This is a genomic window from Pseudomonas sp. ML2-2023-3 (assembly GCF_037055275.1).
In the GTDB taxonomy this organism is placed as follows: domain Bacteria; phylum Pseudomonadota; class Gammaproteobacteria; order Pseudomonadales; family Pseudomonadaceae; genus Aquipseudomonas.
Window position 1 is genome coordinate 5,003,768 of the sequence record NZ_CP146343.1, and the last position, 15,451, is coordinate 5,019,218.

18 protein-coding genes are annotated in these 15,451 nt (G+C 57.1%); 9 read left to right on the top strand and 9 right to left on the bottom strand.

Going from position 1 to position 15,451, the window contains the following annotated elements:
* Nucleotides 1-187 precede the first annotated feature (187 nt).
* From V6P94_RS23140 to V6P94_RS23160, 5 genes are all read left to right on the top strand, one after another.
* Complete coding sequence (locus tag V6P94_RS23140) at nt 188-1,681, top strand: RNA polymerase factor sigma-54 (protein WP_338648758.1); 1,494 nt, start codon at nt 188-190, stop codon at nt 1,679-1,681.
* 75 nt (nt 1,682-1,756) lie between these two features.
* Nucleotides 1,757-2,065: a ribosome hibernation-promoting factor, HPF/YfiA family gene (gene hpf / locus V6P94_RS23145; protein ID WP_016781796.1), complete on the top strand. Its 309-nt coding sequence runs from the start codon at nt 1,757-1,759 to the stop codon at nt 2,063-2,065.
* A gap of 12 nt (nt 2,066-2,077) precedes the next feature.
* Nucleotides 2,078-2,542, top strand: coding sequence for a PTS IIA-like nitrogen regulatory protein PtsN (ptsN, locus tag V6P94_RS23150; protein WP_095001138.1), 465 nt, complete (start codon nt 2,078-2,080; stop codon nt 2,540-2,542).
* Between the two features lie 2 nt (nt 2,543-2,544).
* Complete coding sequence (gene rapZ, locus V6P94_RS23155; RefSeq protein WP_133076369.1) at nt 2,545-3,402, top strand: RNase adapter RapZ; 858 nt, start codon at nt 2,545-2,547, stop codon at nt 3,400-3,402.
* 15 nt (nt 3,403-3,417) lie between these two features.
* Entirely contained in the window at nt 3,418-3,690 is a 273-nt protein-coding gene (locus V6P94_RS23160; protein WP_019825032.1) for an HPr family phosphocarrier protein, read from the top strand.
* 17 nt (nt 3,691-3,707) lie between these two features.
* Here the strand turns inward: V6P94_RS23160 and V6P94_RS23165 are convergent, their stop codons facing one another.
* From V6P94_RS23165 to V6P94_RS23185, 5 genes are read right to left on the bottom strand one after another with little or no spacing between them, the layout of a single operon-like run.
* The gene (locus V6P94_RS23165; RefSeq protein WP_338648759.1) at nt 3,708-4,601 is read right to left on the bottom strand and encodes a ZIP family metal transporter; all 894 of its coding nucleotides are present in this window, start codon (nt 4,599-4,601) and stop codon (nt 3,708-3,710) included.
* 27 nt (nt 4,602-4,628) lie between these two features.
* Nucleotides 4,629-5,240, bottom strand: a complete 612-nt coding sequence (locus V6P94_RS23170; protein WP_326397368.1) for a superoxide dismutase — start codon at nt 5,238-5,240, stop codon at nt 4,629-4,631.
* A 1-nt stretch (nt 5,241) separates the two neighbouring features.
* Nucleotides 5,242-5,691, bottom strand: coding sequence for a hypothetical protein (locus V6P94_RS23175; protein ID WP_133076372.1), 450 nt, complete (start codon nt 5,689-5,691; stop codon nt 5,242-5,244).
* A 27-nt stretch (nt 5,692-5,718) separates the two neighbouring features.
* On the bottom strand, nt 5,719-7,095 hold the full coding sequence (locus V6P94_RS23180) for a class II fumarate hydratase (RefSeq protein ID WP_338648761.1): 1,377 nt from the start codon (nt 7,093-7,095) through the stop codon (nt 5,719-5,721).
* Complete coding sequence (locus V6P94_RS23185) at nt 7,088-7,483, bottom strand: FagA protein (protein WP_338648762.1); 396 nt, start codon at nt 7,481-7,483, stop codon at nt 7,088-7,090. Before V6P94_RS23185 ends, V6P94_RS23180 begins: the two co-directional genes overlap by 8 nt.
* Before the next feature lie 234 nt (nt 7,484-7,717).
* Here V6P94_RS23185 and V6P94_RS23190 point away from each other — a divergent pair, with 234 nt between their 5' ends.
* A complete protein-coding gene (locus V6P94_RS23190) occupies nt 7,718-8,266 on the top strand; it encodes a fimbrial protein (protein WP_338648763.1) in 549 nt (182 codons plus the stop codon).
* A gap of 63 nt (nt 8,267-8,329) precedes the next feature.
* A complete protein-coding gene (locus V6P94_RS23195; protein ID WP_338648764.1) occupies nt 8,330-8,635 on the top strand; it encodes a fimbria/pilus periplasmic chaperone in 306 nt (101 codons plus the stop codon).
* On the opposite strand, the gene V6P94_RS23200 is transcribed toward V6P94_RS23195, so the two are convergent.
* Nucleotides 8,628-9,671, bottom strand: coding sequence for an IS630 family transposase (locus V6P94_RS23200; RefSeq protein ID WP_338648766.1), 1,044 nt, complete (start codon nt 9,669-9,671; stop codon nt 8,628-8,630). The two genes, V6P94_RS23195 and V6P94_RS23200, sit on opposite strands and share 8 nt — an antisense overlap.
* Before the next feature lie 449 nt (nt 9,672-10,120).
* Between V6P94_RS23200 and V6P94_RS23205 the strand changes: the two genes are divergently transcribed.
* Nucleotides 10,121-10,702 (top strand): fimbrial protein, encoded by a 582-nt coding sequence (locus V6P94_RS23205; RefSeq protein ID WP_338648767.1) that lies wholly within the window; start codon nt 10,121-10,123, stop codon nt 10,700-10,702.
* 322 nt (nt 10,703-11,024) lie between these two features.
* Here V6P94_RS23205 and pmbA read toward each other — a convergent pair whose 3' ends face one another.
* Nucleotides 11,025-12,371: a metalloprotease PmbA gene (gene pmbA / locus V6P94_RS23210; RefSeq protein ID WP_338648768.1), complete on the bottom strand. Its 1,347-nt coding sequence runs from the start codon at nt 12,369-12,371 to the stop codon at nt 11,025-11,027.
* Nucleotides 12,372-12,478: 107 nt separating this feature from the next.
* Between pmbA and yjgA the strand changes: the two genes are divergently transcribed.
* Nucleotides 12,479-13,000, top strand: a complete 522-nt coding sequence (gene yjgA / locus V6P94_RS23215) for a ribosome biogenesis factor YjgA (protein ID WP_095029013.1) — start codon at nt 12,479-12,481, stop codon at nt 12,998-13,000.
* Between the two features lie 47 nt (nt 13,001-13,047).
* Here the strand turns inward: yjgA and tldD are convergent, their stop codons facing one another.
* Together tldD and V6P94_RS23225 are read right to left on the bottom strand one after the other, a co-directional pair.
* Nucleotides 13,048-14,490: a metalloprotease TldD gene (gene tldD / locus V6P94_RS23220; protein WP_019825054.1), complete on the bottom strand. Its 1,443-nt coding sequence runs from the start codon at nt 14,488-14,490 to the stop codon at nt 13,048-13,050.
* A gap of 128 nt (nt 14,491-14,618) precedes the next feature.
* Nucleotides 14,619-15,446, bottom strand: coding sequence for a carbon-nitrogen hydrolase family protein (locus V6P94_RS23225; RefSeq protein ID WP_338648770.1), 828 nt, complete (start codon nt 15,444-15,446; stop codon nt 14,619-14,621).
* Nucleotides 15,447-15,451: the final 5 nt, after the last annotated feature.

The following is a 15,451-nucleotide window of genomic DNA, read 5'->3' on the forward strand; positions in this document are numbered from 1 at the left end:
AGTCCCGATGATTTTTATTGCCCGGGCGCTCTCAATGGGTTTACTCCCCCTGCGTGGAAACTAATTGAGAACGCCCCCTAGGCAAACGCACCGGTTTCAGGCATATAATTTGCTTAAGTTTGGCGCTCGCGCGCCCTGTAGTGGATGGCGCCATGTGCGCCGGCGAATAAGGTGTTAAGCCCCTGCCATGAAACCATCGCTAGTCCTGAGAATGGGCCAGCAGCTGACGATGACACCTCAGCTGCAACAGGCCATCCGCCTGCTCCAATTGTCGACCCTCGACCTGCAACAGGAAATCCAGGAAGCCCTGGAGTCCAATCCGATGCTTGAACGCCAGGAAGAAGGCGACGACTTCGACAATGCAGACCCCTTGGCCGACAACATCGAGCAAAAACCCAATTCCGACGTTCAGGAGCCCACCTACCAGGAGCCCGCACAGACGGTAGACAATCTGGAAGACGGCGACTGGGGCGACCGCATCCCCAATGAGCTGCCTGTGGACACTGCCTGGGAAGACGTCTACCAGACCAGCGCCAGCAGCCTGCCAAGCAACGATGATGACGAGTGGGACTTCACCACCCGCACCTCTGCCGGCGAGAGCCTGCAAAGCCACCTGCTGTGGCAGTTGAACCTTGCGCCGATGTCCGACACCGACCGACTGATCGGTGTGACCCTCATCGACTGCATCAATAACCAGGGCTACCTGGACGAAACCCTCGAGGAAATTCTCGAAGCGTTCGATCCGGAACTGGATATCGAGCTCGACGAAATCGAAGCCGTCCTGCACCGCATCCAGCAATTCGAACCCTCCGGCATTGGTGCGCGCAACCTGGGCGAGTGCCTGCTCCTGCAATTGCGCCAGCTCCCGGCCAAGACACCTTGGCTGAACGAAGCCAAACGCCTGGTCACGGATTACATCGACCTGCTGGGCGCGCGCGACTACAGCCAGCTCATGCGCCGCATGAAGCTCAAAGAGGAAGAACTGCGCCAGGTCATCGAGCTGGTGCAAAGCCTCAATCCGCGCCCGGGCTCACAAATCGAGTCCAGCGAAGCCGAATATGTCGTGCCTGACGTGATCGTTCGCAAGGACAACGAACGCTGGCTGGTGGAGCTCAACCAGGAGTCCGTGCCACGTCTGCGGGTAAACCCGCAATACGCAGGTTTCGTGCGTCGCGCCGACACCAGCGCCGACAACACCTTTATGCGCAACCAGCTGCAAGAAGCACGCTGGTTTATCAAAAGCCTGCAGAGCCGTAACGAAACCCTGATGAAAGTGGCGACCCAGATCGTCGAGCATCAGCGCGGATTTCTGGAATATGGCGACGAGGCCATGAAGCCACTGGTACTGCACGACATCGCAGAAGCCGTGGGCATGCACGAGTCAACCATTTCGCGGGTTACCACGCAGAAATTCATGCATACCCCGCGCGGTATCTATGAGCTGAAGTACTTTTTCTCCAGCCACGTCAGCACCTCTGAAGGCGGCGAATGCTCCTCCACTGCGATCCGTGCCATCATCAAAAAACTGGTTGCAGCTGAAAATCAGAAAAAGCCGTTGAGTGACAGCAAGATCGCTGGTTTACTGGAGGCACAAGGTATTCAGGTAGCCCGTCGCACCGTCGCCAAGTACCGCGAATCCCTCGGGATAGCGCCTTCGAGCGAACGCAAGCGTTTGATGTAAGCCACGGACCCCGGCGTTTCAGTGGCAGGCTGCTCGGCCTGCCGCTTTATGCAATGGCATCAAAGGAGAAACTGTATGCAAGTCAACATCAGTGGACACCAACTGGAAGTCACCGAACCGCTACGCGCTTACATCGGCGAAAAACTCGACCGACTTGAGCGTCATTTCGACAAGATTACCAACGTACAGGTAACGATGGCGGTCGAAAAACTGAAACAGAAAATCGAAGCCACCTTGCACATCCATGGAGGAGAAGTCGTTGCCAACGCCGAGCATGACGACATGTATGCCGCCATTGATCTGCTCACTGACAAGCTTGATCGCCAACTGAAAAAGCATAAGGAAAAGACCCAAAGCCTGCTCCAGGGCGCGACCGGTCGTTAATACTCCCAACCCATGATCCGACTTGAAAGTATCCTGACCCCCGGCCGTTCCTTGGTGAACGCGCCGGGCGGCAGCAAAAAGCGCGCACTCGAACACATTGCCAACCTGATCAGCCGCGAAGTGCCTGGTCTCGAAATGCAGGATGTTTTTGAGAGCCTTATTGCCCGTGAAAAACTGGGTTCCACCGGTTTTGGTAACGGCATCGCCATACCCCATTGCCGCCTCAAGGGCTGCGAGTCGCCTGTCAGCGCCTTGCTTCACCTCGACGCCCCTATAGATTTCGACGCCATCGATGGCGCGCCGGTCGACCTGCTTTTCGTTTTGCTGGTACCAGAAGCGGCAACCGATGCACACCTGGAACTGCTCCGGCAGATTGCCAGCATGCTCGATCGTAAAGACGTGCGCGAAAGACTGCGCAACGCACCCAGCAACGAAGCGTTGTATCAGGTTGTTCTGGACGTACAGAACGGTCATTAATCATGCGCTTAGTCATTGTCAGCGGACGCTCCGGCTCCGGTAAAAGCACCGCCCTCGCCGTCCTTGAAGACAACGGTTTCTATTGCATCGACAACCTTCCGGCAGGCTTGCTGCCGGAACTGGCCGAACGTGCGCTGATTCACACCGAATTAGCGCAACCCCTGGTGGCCGTGTCGATTGACGCGCGAAACCTGCCAAGCCATTTGTCACGCTTTCCCCAGTTGCTTGAAGAGGTTCGCAACCGGCACATCCAGTGCGACGTGCTCTACCTGGATGCCGACGAAGAAACCCTGCTCAAGCGCTTCTCGGAAACCCGCAGGCGTCACCCGCTCAGTAGCGCAAGCCGTTCGCTTGCCGAAGCTATTCGCGATGAAACCCAGCTGCTTGGACCGATTGCCGACCTCGCTGACCTGACCATCAACACCACCAATCTGAACCTGTATCAGTTGCGTGACACCATCAAGTTGCGCCTGCTGAACAAACCTGAAGCCGGCACCGCCTTTTTGGTTGAGTCGTTTGGTTTCAAGCGCGGGATGCCAGTGGATGCCGACCTGGTCTTTGACGTACGTTGCCTGCCCAACCCGTACTGGAAGCCCGAACTGCGCGAGCAATCCGGGCTGGATCAGCCGGTTGCCGATTATCTGGCAGCACAACCTGATGTCGAGGAAATGTTCCAGGACATCTCCAGCTACCTGCTGAAGTGGCTACCACGCTTTGCCGCGAGCAATCGTGCCTATGTAACGATTGGTATTGGTTGTACGGGCGGACATCACCGCTCCGTGTACCTGACCGAGCGACTGGGCAAGTGCCTGCAAGAAACTCTGAAGAACGTCCAGGTTCGCCACCGCGACCTTACTTGAAGGATCTACCCTGCGATGCCTGCACTGGAAATACAAATCATCAACAAACTGGGCTTGCACGCCCGGGCATCTGCAAAGTTCGTCGGTATCGCAGGTCAGTTTCCATGCCAGATCCGGGCAGGTCGTACACCTGAGTCAATGGTAGACGGCAAGAGCATCATGGCAATGATGATGCTCGCCGCTGGCAAAGGAACCACCATCCACCTGAAAACCGAAGGCGAGAAAGAACAGGAAGCGCTGGATGCGTTGGTCGCGCTGATCAACAACTTCTTCGATGAAGGTGAGTAGCGGCTACAGCGATCGGCTCAACCAAGCGCCGTATCCATCACCATCATCAAGCAGAAACCTACACACAATCCCAGACTCGCCAGTTTTTCGTGGCCATTGCGTCGAGACTCCGGGATAACCTCTTGTGTGACCACCAATAGCATCGCCCCTGCAGCCAATGCCAACCCCAATGGCAGCAACACTTCGGCCAGATTGACCAGCCACGCGCAAAGCACCGCAAACACTGGTTCGACCAAACCTGAGGCGGCACCGATCAGGAAGGCCTTGATTCGCGACACCCCTGCCCCAGCCAACACCAAGGCAATTACCAGCCCTTCCGGCACATCCTGCAGCGCAATCCCCATCGCCAAGCTATCGGCATCAGGCATTCCACCCCCCGCCGACACCCCGACCGCCATCCCTTCAGGAATGTTGTGCGCCACAATCGCGATGACAAACAACCAGATGCGCGGTGCAATGACCGGCTCTCCGGGACGGCTGGCAAAGACTTGCGGCCCAACCCCCGACACTTTGCGATCCACCATAAACAGGCAGAATGCACCCAGCAGGATGCCCACACTGATCAGGCCACTGGAGGACCAGGGCGACAACCCCAGACTCTGAGCAGCCGCGATTCCCGGCACAATCAGCGAGAAAGCGGTGGCAGCCAGCATCACCCCGGCACCAAAGCCAAGCAAGGTATCGCTCACTGCCACCGGCATTTTACGAATGACCAATACCGGCACCGCGCCCAACGCGGTGCCTAACGCACAGAGCGCACCGCCTTGCAGTGCCCGCAGCAATCTGGGCTCCAGGTCCAGCCAGACCAGCCCCTTGGCCACCAGCAAGGCAGTACCCGCCAACAGCAAGAGTGTGCCGAGGGCATAACGAAACATCCGAACACCACCGACGGCCAATATTTGCGTGCCCATAATCTGCCTGAATCCTGTTAAGTGGGCTCAGCCAATCGCGGCTTGATAACGACGCGCCACTTCCGGCCAATTAATCACGTTATAGAACGCGTTAATGTATTCCGGACGACGGTTTTGATAACGCAGGTAGTAAGCGTGCTCCCACACATCCAGCCCCAGAATCGGCGTATTGCCATTCATCAACGGGCTGTCCTGGTTGCCACTGCTTTCAATCACCAGTGTTTTTTGCGGCGTCACGCTCAGCCATGCCCAGCCGCTGCCAAAACGCGTCAACGCGGCCTTGGTGAAGTTCTCCTTGAACGTCTCGAGCCCACCCAACTGTTCGTCAATTGCCTTGGCCAATGCACCTTCTGGCTTGCCCCCGCCCTTGGGGCTCATGACCTCCCAAAACAGCGAGTGGTTGGCATGCCCGCCGCCCTGGTTGATCACCGCAGCCCTTAGCTTCTCGGGTAATTGATGAACACTGGCCACCAGCTTTTCTACAGGCCATTGCGCCCATTCAGTACCCTCTACCGCCGCATTGAGATTATTGATGTAGGTCTGGTGGTGCTTGGTGTAGTGGATTTCCATTGTTTGCGCATCAATATGCGGCTCGAGCGCGTCGTAGGCATAAGGCAAGGCAGGCAAGGTATAAGTCATATCAGTGTGCTCCTAAGTGATGGCCGCTAACTGTCGAGAACTCATGGCTGTTCTGAGCCACATTGCTTTTGAGTAAAAGATTGGAGCGCGGGTATTCGCCGTGCTCACTGATGAAATTCAAAAGCTCAACATAGGTTTTGCTGCTCTGACGCAACGCTGCTTCACGCAACGCCGACGACAGTCGAGCGTTCTGCATGGTTTGCAATAAACGCTGATGGATCGCACAGAGGTACTCGACGCTTTCCTCCGGCTGGTTGAGGCGCAAATGCAAATCCGCCAGGTTATGGTGCGAAATGACGCAAGCCGCCACTGCTTCGTCGGCATCACTCCATCGTTCGAACAACACTTGAGCCAACGCCAGCGCCTGCAAGTAATGCTCTCGCGCATCGACCAACTCACCCTCGGCGAAACAGCGATTGGCTCTTTCGATCGTGCGTTTCCAATGTTCCATGTGAGCCTCCAAAGCAGTGTGGATGCGTTAAACGCCGCCGGCGGTCAGTTTCTCGGGGTCTAGCAAGATCTCTAGCTGGCTGCGTGGCAGGTCGGTGTACTCAAGGGCCACGTCAATCACCGGACGACCTTGTTGATAGGCGGTCTTGGCGATTTCAGCGGCTTTTTGATACCCGATGATCGGGTTAAGGGCCGTCACCAGAATCGGGTTACGCGACAGCGCCTCTTTAAGCTTGGCCTCGTTGACCTTGAAGCTGGCAATCGCCTTGTCGGCCAGCAGACGGCTGGCGTTGGCCAACAACTCAATACTGCTCAACAGGTTCTGGGCGATCACCGGCAACATCACGTTCAGCTCAAAGTTGCCGGACTGACCTGCAACCGTGATCACCGTGTCGTTACCGATAACCTGAGCCGCAACCATTGCAGTGGCTTCCGGGATCACCGGATTGACCTTGCCCGGCATGATCGAGGAGCCGGGCTGCAGGGCCTCCAGCTCGATCTCACCCAGGCCCGCCAACGGCCCGGAGTTCATCCAGCGCAGATCGTTGGCGATTTTCATCAGCGACACCGCCGTGGCTTTGAGCTGCCCCGACACGGCTACCGCCGTGTCCTGCGAGCCAATCAACGCGAACAGATCCTTGCCCGGCGTGAACGTCACGTGAGTCAAGGCGCTGAGCCGCTGACTGAATAACCCGGCGAATTGCGGGTGCGCGTTAATCCCCGTCCCCACCGCCGTACCGCCCTGCGCCAGGGATTGCAGCGCTGGCTGCAGGTTGTGCAAATGCTCGATATTGGCCTTGAGCTGTTGTGCCCAACCGTTGAGCACCTGGCTCATGCGCACGGGCATGGCATCCATCAAGTGCGTGCGCCCGGTTTTGACGTACACATGAACCTGCTCGGCCTTGTGCTCGATCACCTGAACCAGATGCCTCAACGCCGGTAGCAGTTGCTCGTGCAGACCTAACGCCGCGCTGACATGGATGGTGGTCGGGATGATGTCGTTGCTGCTTTGCCCGCAGTTGACATGGTCATTGGGATTGACCTCCTCGCCCAGTAGCCGCGTGGCCAGCGTTGCGATCACTTCATTGGCATTCATGTTGGAGCTGGTGCCCGAACCGGTCTGGAAAATATCCACCGGGAAGTGCTCCATGAAATCCCCGGTCAGCAGGATCTGGGCGGCCTCGACAATGGCCTCGCCCTGAGCAGCAGTGATCTGTTTGAGTTCGACGTTTGCCTGGGCGGCCGCAGCTTTTGCCAGGATCAGCGCGCGAATGAATTGCGCCGGCATGCGTTGATGACTGATGGGGAAGTTGTCGACCGCACGCTGTGTTTGAGCGCCATACAGCGCCGCCTCAGGTACGCGCAACTCACCCATGCTGTCACGTTCGATACGAGTGTTACTCATCAGGAAATCCTTGCACCAGTTCTGTTAAAGAAATTGAAGGTTGGAGCTCGCAGGTAGCCAACAGCCAGGCAAAGCTTTGCCAGCGTTTGAGTCGGCAGGTACACAGGGCTTGGGTTTCGAGGTCGCGCAGCGGACGCCACGCGTGGTCCAGACACAGAGTGCGCCAATGCCAGGGCAACGCCGTATCGGTTGCGGTATCCAGCAACAGCCGGAACGAGGTAACGGCAATCATCCAGGGAGAGGTCGCCGTACAGCCGGCAAGATAGCGGCCTTCAGCCAGGTAATGCTCGATCAGGCGCGGTTCGTCCGGCGCCAGCCCGCAGCGGATCTGGCGGCTCATCCAACGCCAGCTTTCTAGATACAGCCCTTCACGCAAGGCAGAACTCATGACCCAAGCCCGCTCGATAATGAGATTCATTATTAAGCGATATTGATTATCAACACAAGCCTAAGGAGGCTGATTTCCACCCGGAGCGTTCGACAATCCAACAAAACTTGAGAAAAACCCTACGCATACGCTGGACTAATCCGCCATCTGATTCATGTGCATCAAAAGTACCATTCTGAAGTTGCGTAGCACTTATCCAGCACACTCATCGGATTGCTCTATCAGAAGGTACACATGAAAAAAATATTACTCGCGTCAGGCATATTGGTGGCGGCTTCTTCTATTCAGTTTGTTCAAGCATCAACAGGCAATATCAACTTTACAGGCGGTCTGACCACTGCAACGTGTTCTATTAACGGTGGCGGGGGTTCTGACCTCGACGTTGATCTTGGCCTGGTATCAATTGACGATTTAAACGATGGCAGCGCTGCTGCAGGCGCCAATACCCGAATTACCGTAGACATCGACTGCACCGCCGCAACCGGGCTCAGCAATGTTTATATGAACTTCGATCCGCGCTCGGGCTCGGGTCAAGATAGCCGCGACTCTAGACTGTTAAAAACAGTGGGCGATGCCACGGGGGTCGGTATTGGTTTAATCAATGGCGCCAACCAAATTCTCGACATGCGGGCAGGTGACACGATTACAGAACCTCTGACCGTTGCCGCCGATGGCACGGCAAGAGCATCTCTCGATCTACGGGCAGCTTATGTCGTGAACGGTGATCCTGTTGTCGCCGGCGAAGCGAATGCAACGTTGCCATTTACGTTTACTTACGACTAAGCGCCAAGCAAGGGAAGTTCCAAAACTTCCCTTCGAGTCATAGAGCGCCGTGAGGGCACTACCATGTTTCAACATTCTTTAAACGGTGTGGTGGCGCTGTTAGCCATCTTGCTGTGCGGTCAAGCGCAGGCTGCCATCACGCTCAGTTCAACACGGGTTATCTATGAAGGAGATAAAAAAGAAGCCAGTGTCACGGTGCGCAATGTGGGCAGCGATGAAATATTGATCCAGTCCTGGCTCGACGGCGACAGGTCCGGCACGCCTTCCGGCTCTATTCCCTTTGCCATCACCCCGCCGCTAGTGTCTCGAGCGGTTAGTTCATTAGCTTATTCTTCATCACACTCAGCTTTGCCATATGTACCTAGCTGATGATGGCCGCTGCGGTCTTTGTCCACTTGAACGGCTTGGCTGAATGCTCGTTATGAGCAGTAATGAACTGGCGGATCGCGACTTTCAGATCAGTAACACTGGTGAAGACACCTCGATACAGTGCGCGTCTCTCCAGCTGTGAAAACCAGCCTTCCACCGCGTTTAGCCAGGACGCACTGGTCGGCGTGAAGTGCAGCTTGAAGCGCGGATGCTTTTCCAGCCAGGCCTTGATCGCTGGGGTTTTGTGGGTCGAACTGTTATCCAGGATCACATGGAGATCCAACTCGGCAGGCGTGTTCTTATCAATCTGCCGGAGGAAATCCAGGAACTCCTTGGCCCGGTGCCGCTGGGTAATCCGGCCCATTACTTCACCGGTCATGATGTCGAACGCGGCGTACAAGCTCGCCGTGCCATGGCGCTTGTAATCATGGGTTCGCCGCTCGATCTGCCCAGGCCGAAGTTGCAGCATTGGCTGAGTACGATCCAGCGCTTGGATCTGAGTTTTCTCGTCAACCGACAGCACCATGGCGTTGTCCGGAGGGCTCAGGTACAGCCCGACCACATCGATGACCTTCTCAGCGAAGTGCGGATCGTTGCTGATCTTGAATGTCTTCAGTCGGTGCGGCTTGAGATCCGACGCAGCCCATATCTGCCGGACTTGCCAGGTGGTAACGCGAGCGTACTTGGCCATCAACCGGACGCTCCAGTGCGTTGCTTCCTTGGGAACCCGGTGCGTTGTCAGGGTCAGGATTTCTTTGACTTTCTCAGCACCCAGCTTCAAAGGCTGACCGCTACGCGGCAGGTCGTTCAGGCCGTCGATGCCCGACGCCAGATAACGCTTTCGCCACTTGAACACGGTCGGTGTCGTGATCAGTAATTGCCCACAGATGGCAATGGGCGTCACCCCTTCATTGAGCAAAAGCAGTATCCGCGCCCGCTGAGCAAGGCTCTGCTCCAGCGTACTCATGCGCAGCCAACCTTGAAGCGTAAGAACGTCGGCGGGCTGCAGTGCAAAGGGAGCAATTGGACGAGGCATGCCTGGAACCATCTCGGGGCGAGGGGTGCACAGTATATCGTTGTACGTTAGAAAATAAACTAACCGCTCACGACACTAGCTGTACTGTCAGCGGTTCAATTGATCGCCTACTTACAAACGCCCCCACTTGGAATATTCAAGTAGATGGCTCAGCCCCCACAGGTAGTTTTTTATATCATTTACCGCTCACGAGCTCAGATCCAGAAATAGCAATTACATGCACCGATATAATCCCTAACGCTTCGGTAGACTCTGACTACCCAGTCACTGGCATGCTCGGCGCGATAAAAATTTACGACACAAGCATTCCAGGAATAGGAATGATAATACACTTTGCAAACCGGTACACCGACGTATCTGGTCGTTTCGCCGGTAATCTTCCTGTCACTTCTTCCTTTACCAGCGAGACACCCAGATACATCATATACACGAGGCCAAATGCAAACTACATGATTTCACTAATCAAAACTGGCGAAATATACACTGACGGGCAAATACTCCCAAACGCAGTTCTTATAAGAGGCAATCTCAATGAAAATAACAACTTTAATTTTTTAAATGTCAGATTAGCCAACCTTATTAACGTAACTATACTAAGACCCACCTGCGCAGTAAACCGCCCGGACATTAACGTGGGCTTGGGAGCAGTAAGCGTGGCGGACTTTAATTCATCAGGCCGGACAACGCCTCAAGACTTCGCTATTGACTTGACGTGTACCGGAGGCACCAGTACACGCAATGTTCATGTAACCCTGACCGACGCCAATAACCCAGGAAACACCACGACCCAACTAAATCTGTCTCCGGACTCCGATGCACTGGGTATTGCCCTGGAAGTGAACAACCGACACGGCCTGGTTAACTTTGGTCCCGACTTGAGCGGCACCGGCAACCCCGGCCAATGGTTTGACGGTGCGGCGGGCGTTGGCAGTTATTCAATCCCGCTTTCAGTGAACTATGTCAGGCTCCCCGGCCCGATTAAAGGCGGTTCGGCGAATTCCGGGGTCACGTATACGCTCAATTATGACTAACCTCTGACTGCAGCAAGACCTGAACACGCGGATTACCGGAGGCTTCCTGGACGCTGATTTTACGATCGCTGCGCAATCGATCGCAGCCTCGCTGCGCTCCTCAGCGGCTACACAGTTTTGCAACGCTTCTGAAATGTAGCCGCTGCGAAAAGGGCCGAAGGACCTTCACAATGCCAGGACTGCTGCGCACCTCAGCGGCCAGGGTCGTTAGCACGGCAATGGCTATATGTCTGAAACAGCAAGGTTGTATGACAAGAGGGGAATCCCCCATGTTTCTATTGTGGGAGCGGCATTGCACCGCTCCCACATAAGATTCAGCGTTTTAGCTACCCGCTACCATCATGCGCTCGATCAACACCGAGCCAGTGCGGATGTTGCTGCGCAGTTCCAGGTCATTACCCACCGCCACGATCTGTTTGAACATGTCGCGCATGTTGCCGGCAATGGTCACTTCCTGAACCGGGAACTGAATATCGCCATTCTCGACCCAAAAACCCGCCGCGCCACGGGAATAGTCGCCCGTGACCATGTTCAGGCCACTGCCCATCAACTCAGTGACGAACAGGCCGCGGCCCATGCGCCGGATCAATGCCGCCTGATCCTCATCGCCGTGGGTCACAAACAGGTTGTGTACGCCGCCTGCGTTGGCCGTGCTTGGCATACCCAGCTTGCGACCGGAGTAGGTGCTGAGGATGTAGGACACCAGTTCGCCGTCCTTGATAAACGGCTTGGCGTAAGTGGCCAACCCATCATTATCGAATGACGAGCTGCCCATCGCGCGCATCAGGTGCGGACGCTCATCCAGGGTCAGCCATTCAGGGAAGATCTGCTGCCCCATTGCATCCAGCAGGAACGACGACTTGCGGTACAGGTTGCCCCCCGAGATAGCACCCAGGAAGCTGCCAAACAAACCACCGGCCAACTCGGCCGAAAACAGCACCGGCACTTCGCACGTTGGCACCGGACGCGAACCCAAGCGGCGCGCAGCACGCTCAGCAGCACGCTGGCCGATGGTGGCGGCGTCCATCAACAACTCGCCCTGGCAGTTCACGTCATACCAATAGTCGCGCTGCATCTGGCCGTCGCCTTCGGCGATCATCACGCAGCTCAGGCTGTGACGGGTCGAAGCAGAGCCACCAATAAAACCGTTGCTGTTGCCGTACACGCGGCAGCCCTGATGGGTGCTCAGGGTGGTGCCATCAGCGTTTTTGATCCGGCTGTCAGCCTCGAACGCCGCAGCTTCACAGGCCAGCGCCTTTTCGATGGCTTGCTCGGGGGTAATGTCCCAGGTGTGGAACACATCAAAATCTTGCAGGTCACGGGCCATCAGGCTGGCATCCGCCAGACCCGAGCTCTCGTCTTCGGAGGTATGTTTGGCAATCGCCAAGGCTGCCGCGACGGTTTCGCGGATGGCATCGGGGCCGGTGGCCGAGGTGCTGGCCGAGCCTTTGCGCTGGCCGACATAGAGGGTGATGCCAAAACCCTGGTCGCGGTTGAACTCAACGGTTTCGACTTCGCGCTGACGCACCGAAGTCGATAGCCCCTGCTCCAGGGACACGGCGACTTCACAGGCACTGGCACCCTGGCGCCTGGCTTCGGCGATGATTTGCTCGACCTGCTCCTGCAGTGCCGGCAAGGCCTGCGGGCCGACGGTTTGTACTGCACTCATGGTTTTCTCCACTCAAATTCTGTTTTCGGCAGGGCCGCCGAGCGACCGGGCCGGACAAGCGGCCCCCGACTGGTTATCATGGTGGCGTTTCTTTGCGGACTGCCACCATGGTTGATTCTTACGACGACGCCTTCGACGGCGAAAAAAGCAAATCGCAGGTCAAACGCGAGCTTCACGCTCTGGTTGATCTGGGCGAGCGTCTTACGACACTCAAGCCTGACTTGCTGAACAAAATGCCCCTGACTGACGCTATGCGAAAGGCTTTGGCAGATGCTCCAAAACACACGGCCAATATTGCGCGCAAGCGCCATATGATGTTCATCGGCAAACTGATGCGCGATCAACCGCTTGACGAAATTCTTGCTTTGATCGATCAAGTCGATGCCTCTTCTCGCCAGTACAACGAACGTTTCCACAACCTCGAGCGCTGGCGTGATCGCCTGATCGAAGGTGATGACGCTGTACTGGAAAAGTTTGTCGCCGAGTTCCCTGAAGCCGATCGCCAGCAAATGCGTTCGGTCATACGTCAGGCCAAACACGAGCTGGCTCATAACAAGGCACCGGCCTCAAGCCGCAAATTGTTCAAGTACATCCGTGGGTTGGACGAGACTCAACGCGGTCTGCGTTAAGCCTCGTAACCGGGAAGGCTGCCTTGCAGCCTTCCCGGCAACTTCCTTCAACCGCCCGTACCGCCCACGGTAATCGCGTCAATCTTCAAGGTTGGCTGCCCAACGCCTACCGGCACCGACTGCCCGTCCTTGCCACACGTGCCCACGCCGCTGTCCAGCGACAGATCGTTACCGACCATCGACACCTTGCTCATCGCTTCCGGCCCGTTGCCAATCAGGGTCGCGCCTTTGACTGGGCGAGTGATTTTGCCGTCTTCAATCAAATAGGCTTCGCTGGTGGAGAACACAAACTTGCCGCTGGTGATGTCGACCTGACCACCGCCCAGATTGGCGCAGTAAATGCCCTTTTTCACCGAGGCGATAATTTCGGCCGGATCGCTTTCACCGCCCAACATGTAGGTGTTGGTCATGCGCGGCATCGGCAGGTGCGCATAAGACTCGCGACGGCCGTTACCCGTGCGGGCCACACCCATCAGTCGGGCATTGAGCTTGTCTTGCATATAGCCCTTGAGCACGCCGTTTTCGATCAGTGTGGTGCACTCGGTCGGGGTGCCTTCGTCATCCACGCTGAGCGAGCCACGGCGGCCTGCCAGGGTGCCGTCATCGACGATGGTGCACAGTTTGGAGGCCACCATTTCACCCATGCGCCCGCTGTAGGCCGAACTGCCCTTGCGGTTGAAGTCGCCTTCCAGGCCATGCCCCACGGCTTCGTGCAGCAGTACGCCCGACCAGCCGGAGCCCAGGACCACCGGGAAAGTGCCCGCCGGTGCCGGTACGGCTTCAAGGTTGACCAGTGCCTGACGCAACGCCTCGCGGGCATAGCCCATGGCACGGTCGTCAGTGAGGAAATAACGGTAGTCGGTGCGCCCGCCGCCGCCATGACCGCCGCGCTCGCGACGTCCATTCTGCTCGACGATGACACTGACATTGAAACGTACCAGCGGACGAATATCCGCCGCCAGGCCACCGTCAGTGGACGCCACCAGAATCCGCTCCCAGACCCCGGCCATGCTCACAGTCACTTGCTGGATACGTGGATCGAGGGCACGAGTGGCGGCATCGATACGCTTGAGCAGTTCGACTTTTTCCGCGCGGCTGATGACTTCCAGGGGGTTATCCGGGCCATACAGCTGGGCCACGTCCTGGGTGGTGAACGCCTGCACCGTGCCGTTTTGTCCGGCGCGGGAGATCGATCGTGCAGCCCGTGCAGCCAGGCCCAGCGCTTCAAGGGTGATGGCATTGCTGTATGCAAAACCGGTTTTCTCACCCGACTGAGCGCGTACGCCCACGCCCTGATCGAGATTGAAGCTGCCTTCTTTGACGATGCCGTCTTCCAGTGCCCAGGACTCGGAAATCTGGCCCTGGAAATACAGGTCTGCCGCGTCGATACCTGGCCCGGCCAGGTCGCCTAAAACGCTTTGCAGGCTTTCGATGGTGACACCGCCCGGTGCCAACAGGTGTTCGCTGACTGAGGTCAACAACTCGCTCATATTCACTCCGTCTTGGCCCCTGCTTCAGCAGCTTTGAGTGCTGAACACACGGGCCTGAAAATTAGTCCTGCCTGAATCTGTGGGAGCGGGCTTGCTCGCGATCGCATCGCGGGCAAACCCGATCCCACCTAAATTAAATGGGCGTTGAACCGCCGATGGTTCACCACCGGCATGCGCGCCCTGATATCTGCTTGTTCGCCAGCATCGCGCCGGGCCAGCAATACACCCTCGCCTTGCGCCTGCTCGGCCAGTATCCGCCCCCAGGGGTCAATAATGGCAGCATGCCCGTAAGTCTCCCGGGGGCCCGGATGAACACCACCCTGGGCGGCTGCAAGCACGTAACACTGGGTTTCGATAGCACGGGCACGAATCAGAATGTCCCAATGCGCGGCCCCGGTGACGGCAGTGAAGGCCGACGGTGCGGTAATCAGTTCAGCACCAGCGGCTCGAAGCTCACTGTACAGCTCCGGGAAGCGCAGGTCATAACAGACGCTCAGGCCCACCTTGCCGACCGGGGTATCCGCCACCACCACGCGCTCACCCTGAGCATAGTCATCGGACTCACGGTAGCGACCACGATTGTCTGACACATCCACGTCGAATAAATGCAGTTTGTCGTAACGGGCCACTTGCTCGCCGTCGGCGTTGATCAGCAGTGAACAGGCATTGACCTTGGCATCAGGCTGGCCCTCGGGCGGCAGGGGCAAAGTCCCTGCAACTATCCATAAGTTGAGGTCGCGGGCAGCCTGTTTCAACCAGGGCAGGATCGGGCCTTCACCCAATGCCTCGGCGCGGCCGATATCGGCTATGTCGCGACGGCCCATGGCGGCGAAATTCTCGGGCAACACGGCCAGTTGCGCACCACCGCTTGCAGCCTCTTGCAGCAGGCGTCGAGCCTGAGCCAGGTTCGCCAGAACATCGCTCTGGCTGACCATTTGAATCACTGCGAGTGACATGGCGC

Excerpts from the sequence above, each read along its gene's own strand:
- V6P94_RS23180 (WP_338648761.1), bottom strand. The coding sequence starts at position 7,095 with ATGAGTAACACTCGTATCGAACGTGACAGCATGGGTGAGTTGCGCGTA.
- V6P94_RS23175 (WP_133076372.1), bottom strand. The coding sequence starts at position 5,691 with ATGGAACATTGGAAACGCACGATCGAAAGAGCCAATCGCTGTTTCGCC.
- V6P94_RS23205 (WP_338648767.1), top strand. The coding sequence starts at position 10,121 with ATGATTTCACTAATCAAAACTGGCGAAATATACACTGACGGGCAAATA.
- V6P94_RS23170 (WP_326397368.1), bottom strand. The coding sequence starts at position 5,240 with ATGACTTATACCTTGCCTGCCTTGCCTTATGCCTACGACGCGCTCGAG.
- rapZ (WP_133076369.1), top strand. The coding sequence starts at position 2,545 with ATGCGCTTAGTCATTGTCAGCGGACGCTCCGGCTCCGGTAAAAGCACC.
- V6P94_RS23140 (WP_338648758.1), top strand. The coding sequence starts at position 188 with ATGAAACCATCGCTAGTCCTGAGAATGGGCCAGCAGCTGACGATGACA.
- V6P94_RS23225 (WP_338648770.1), bottom strand. The coding sequence starts at position 15,446 with ATGTCACTCGCAGTGATTCAAATGGTCAGCCAGAGCGATGTTCTGGCG.
- tldD (WP_019825054.1), bottom strand. The coding sequence starts at position 14,490 with ATGAGCGAGTTGTTGACCTCAGTCAGCGAACACCTGTTGGCACCGGGC.
- V6P94_RS23190 (WP_338648763.1), top strand. The coding sequence starts at position 7,718 with ATGAAAAAAATATTACTCGCGTCAGGCATATTGGTGGCGGCTTCTTCT.
- yjgA (WP_095029013.1), top strand. The coding sequence starts at position 12,479 with ATGGTTGATTCTTACGACGACGCCTTCGACGGCGAAAAAAGCAAATCG.
- V6P94_RS23160 (WP_019825032.1), top strand. The coding sequence starts at position 3,418 with ATGCCTGCACTGGAAATACAAATCATCAACAAACTGGGCTTGCACGCC.
- V6P94_RS23165 (WP_338648759.1), bottom strand. The coding sequence starts at position 4,601 with ATGGGCACGCAAATATTGGCCGTCGGTGGTGTTCGGATGTTTCGTTAT.
- V6P94_RS23185 (WP_338648762.1), bottom strand. The coding sequence starts at position 7,483 with ATGAGTTCTGCCTTGCGTGAAGGGCTGTATCTAGAAAGCTGGCGTTGG.
- ptsN (WP_095001138.1), top strand. The coding sequence starts at position 2,078 with ATGATCCGACTTGAAAGTATCCTGACCCCCGGCCGTTCCTTGGTGAAC.
- hpf (WP_016781796.1), top strand. The coding sequence starts at position 1,757 with ATGCAAGTCAACATCAGTGGACACCAACTGGAAGTCACCGAACCGCTA.
- V6P94_RS23200 (WP_338648766.1), bottom strand. The coding sequence starts at position 9,671 with ATGCCTCGTCCAATTGCTCCCTTTGCACTGCAGCCCGCCGACGTTCTT.
- V6P94_RS23195 (WP_338648764.1), top strand. The coding sequence starts at position 8,330 with ATGTTTCAACATTCTTTAAACGGTGTGGTGGCGCTGTTAGCCATCTTG.
- pmbA (WP_338648768.1), bottom strand. The coding sequence starts at position 12,371 with ATGAGTGCAGTACAAACCGTCGGCCCGCAGGCCTTGCCGGCACTGCAG.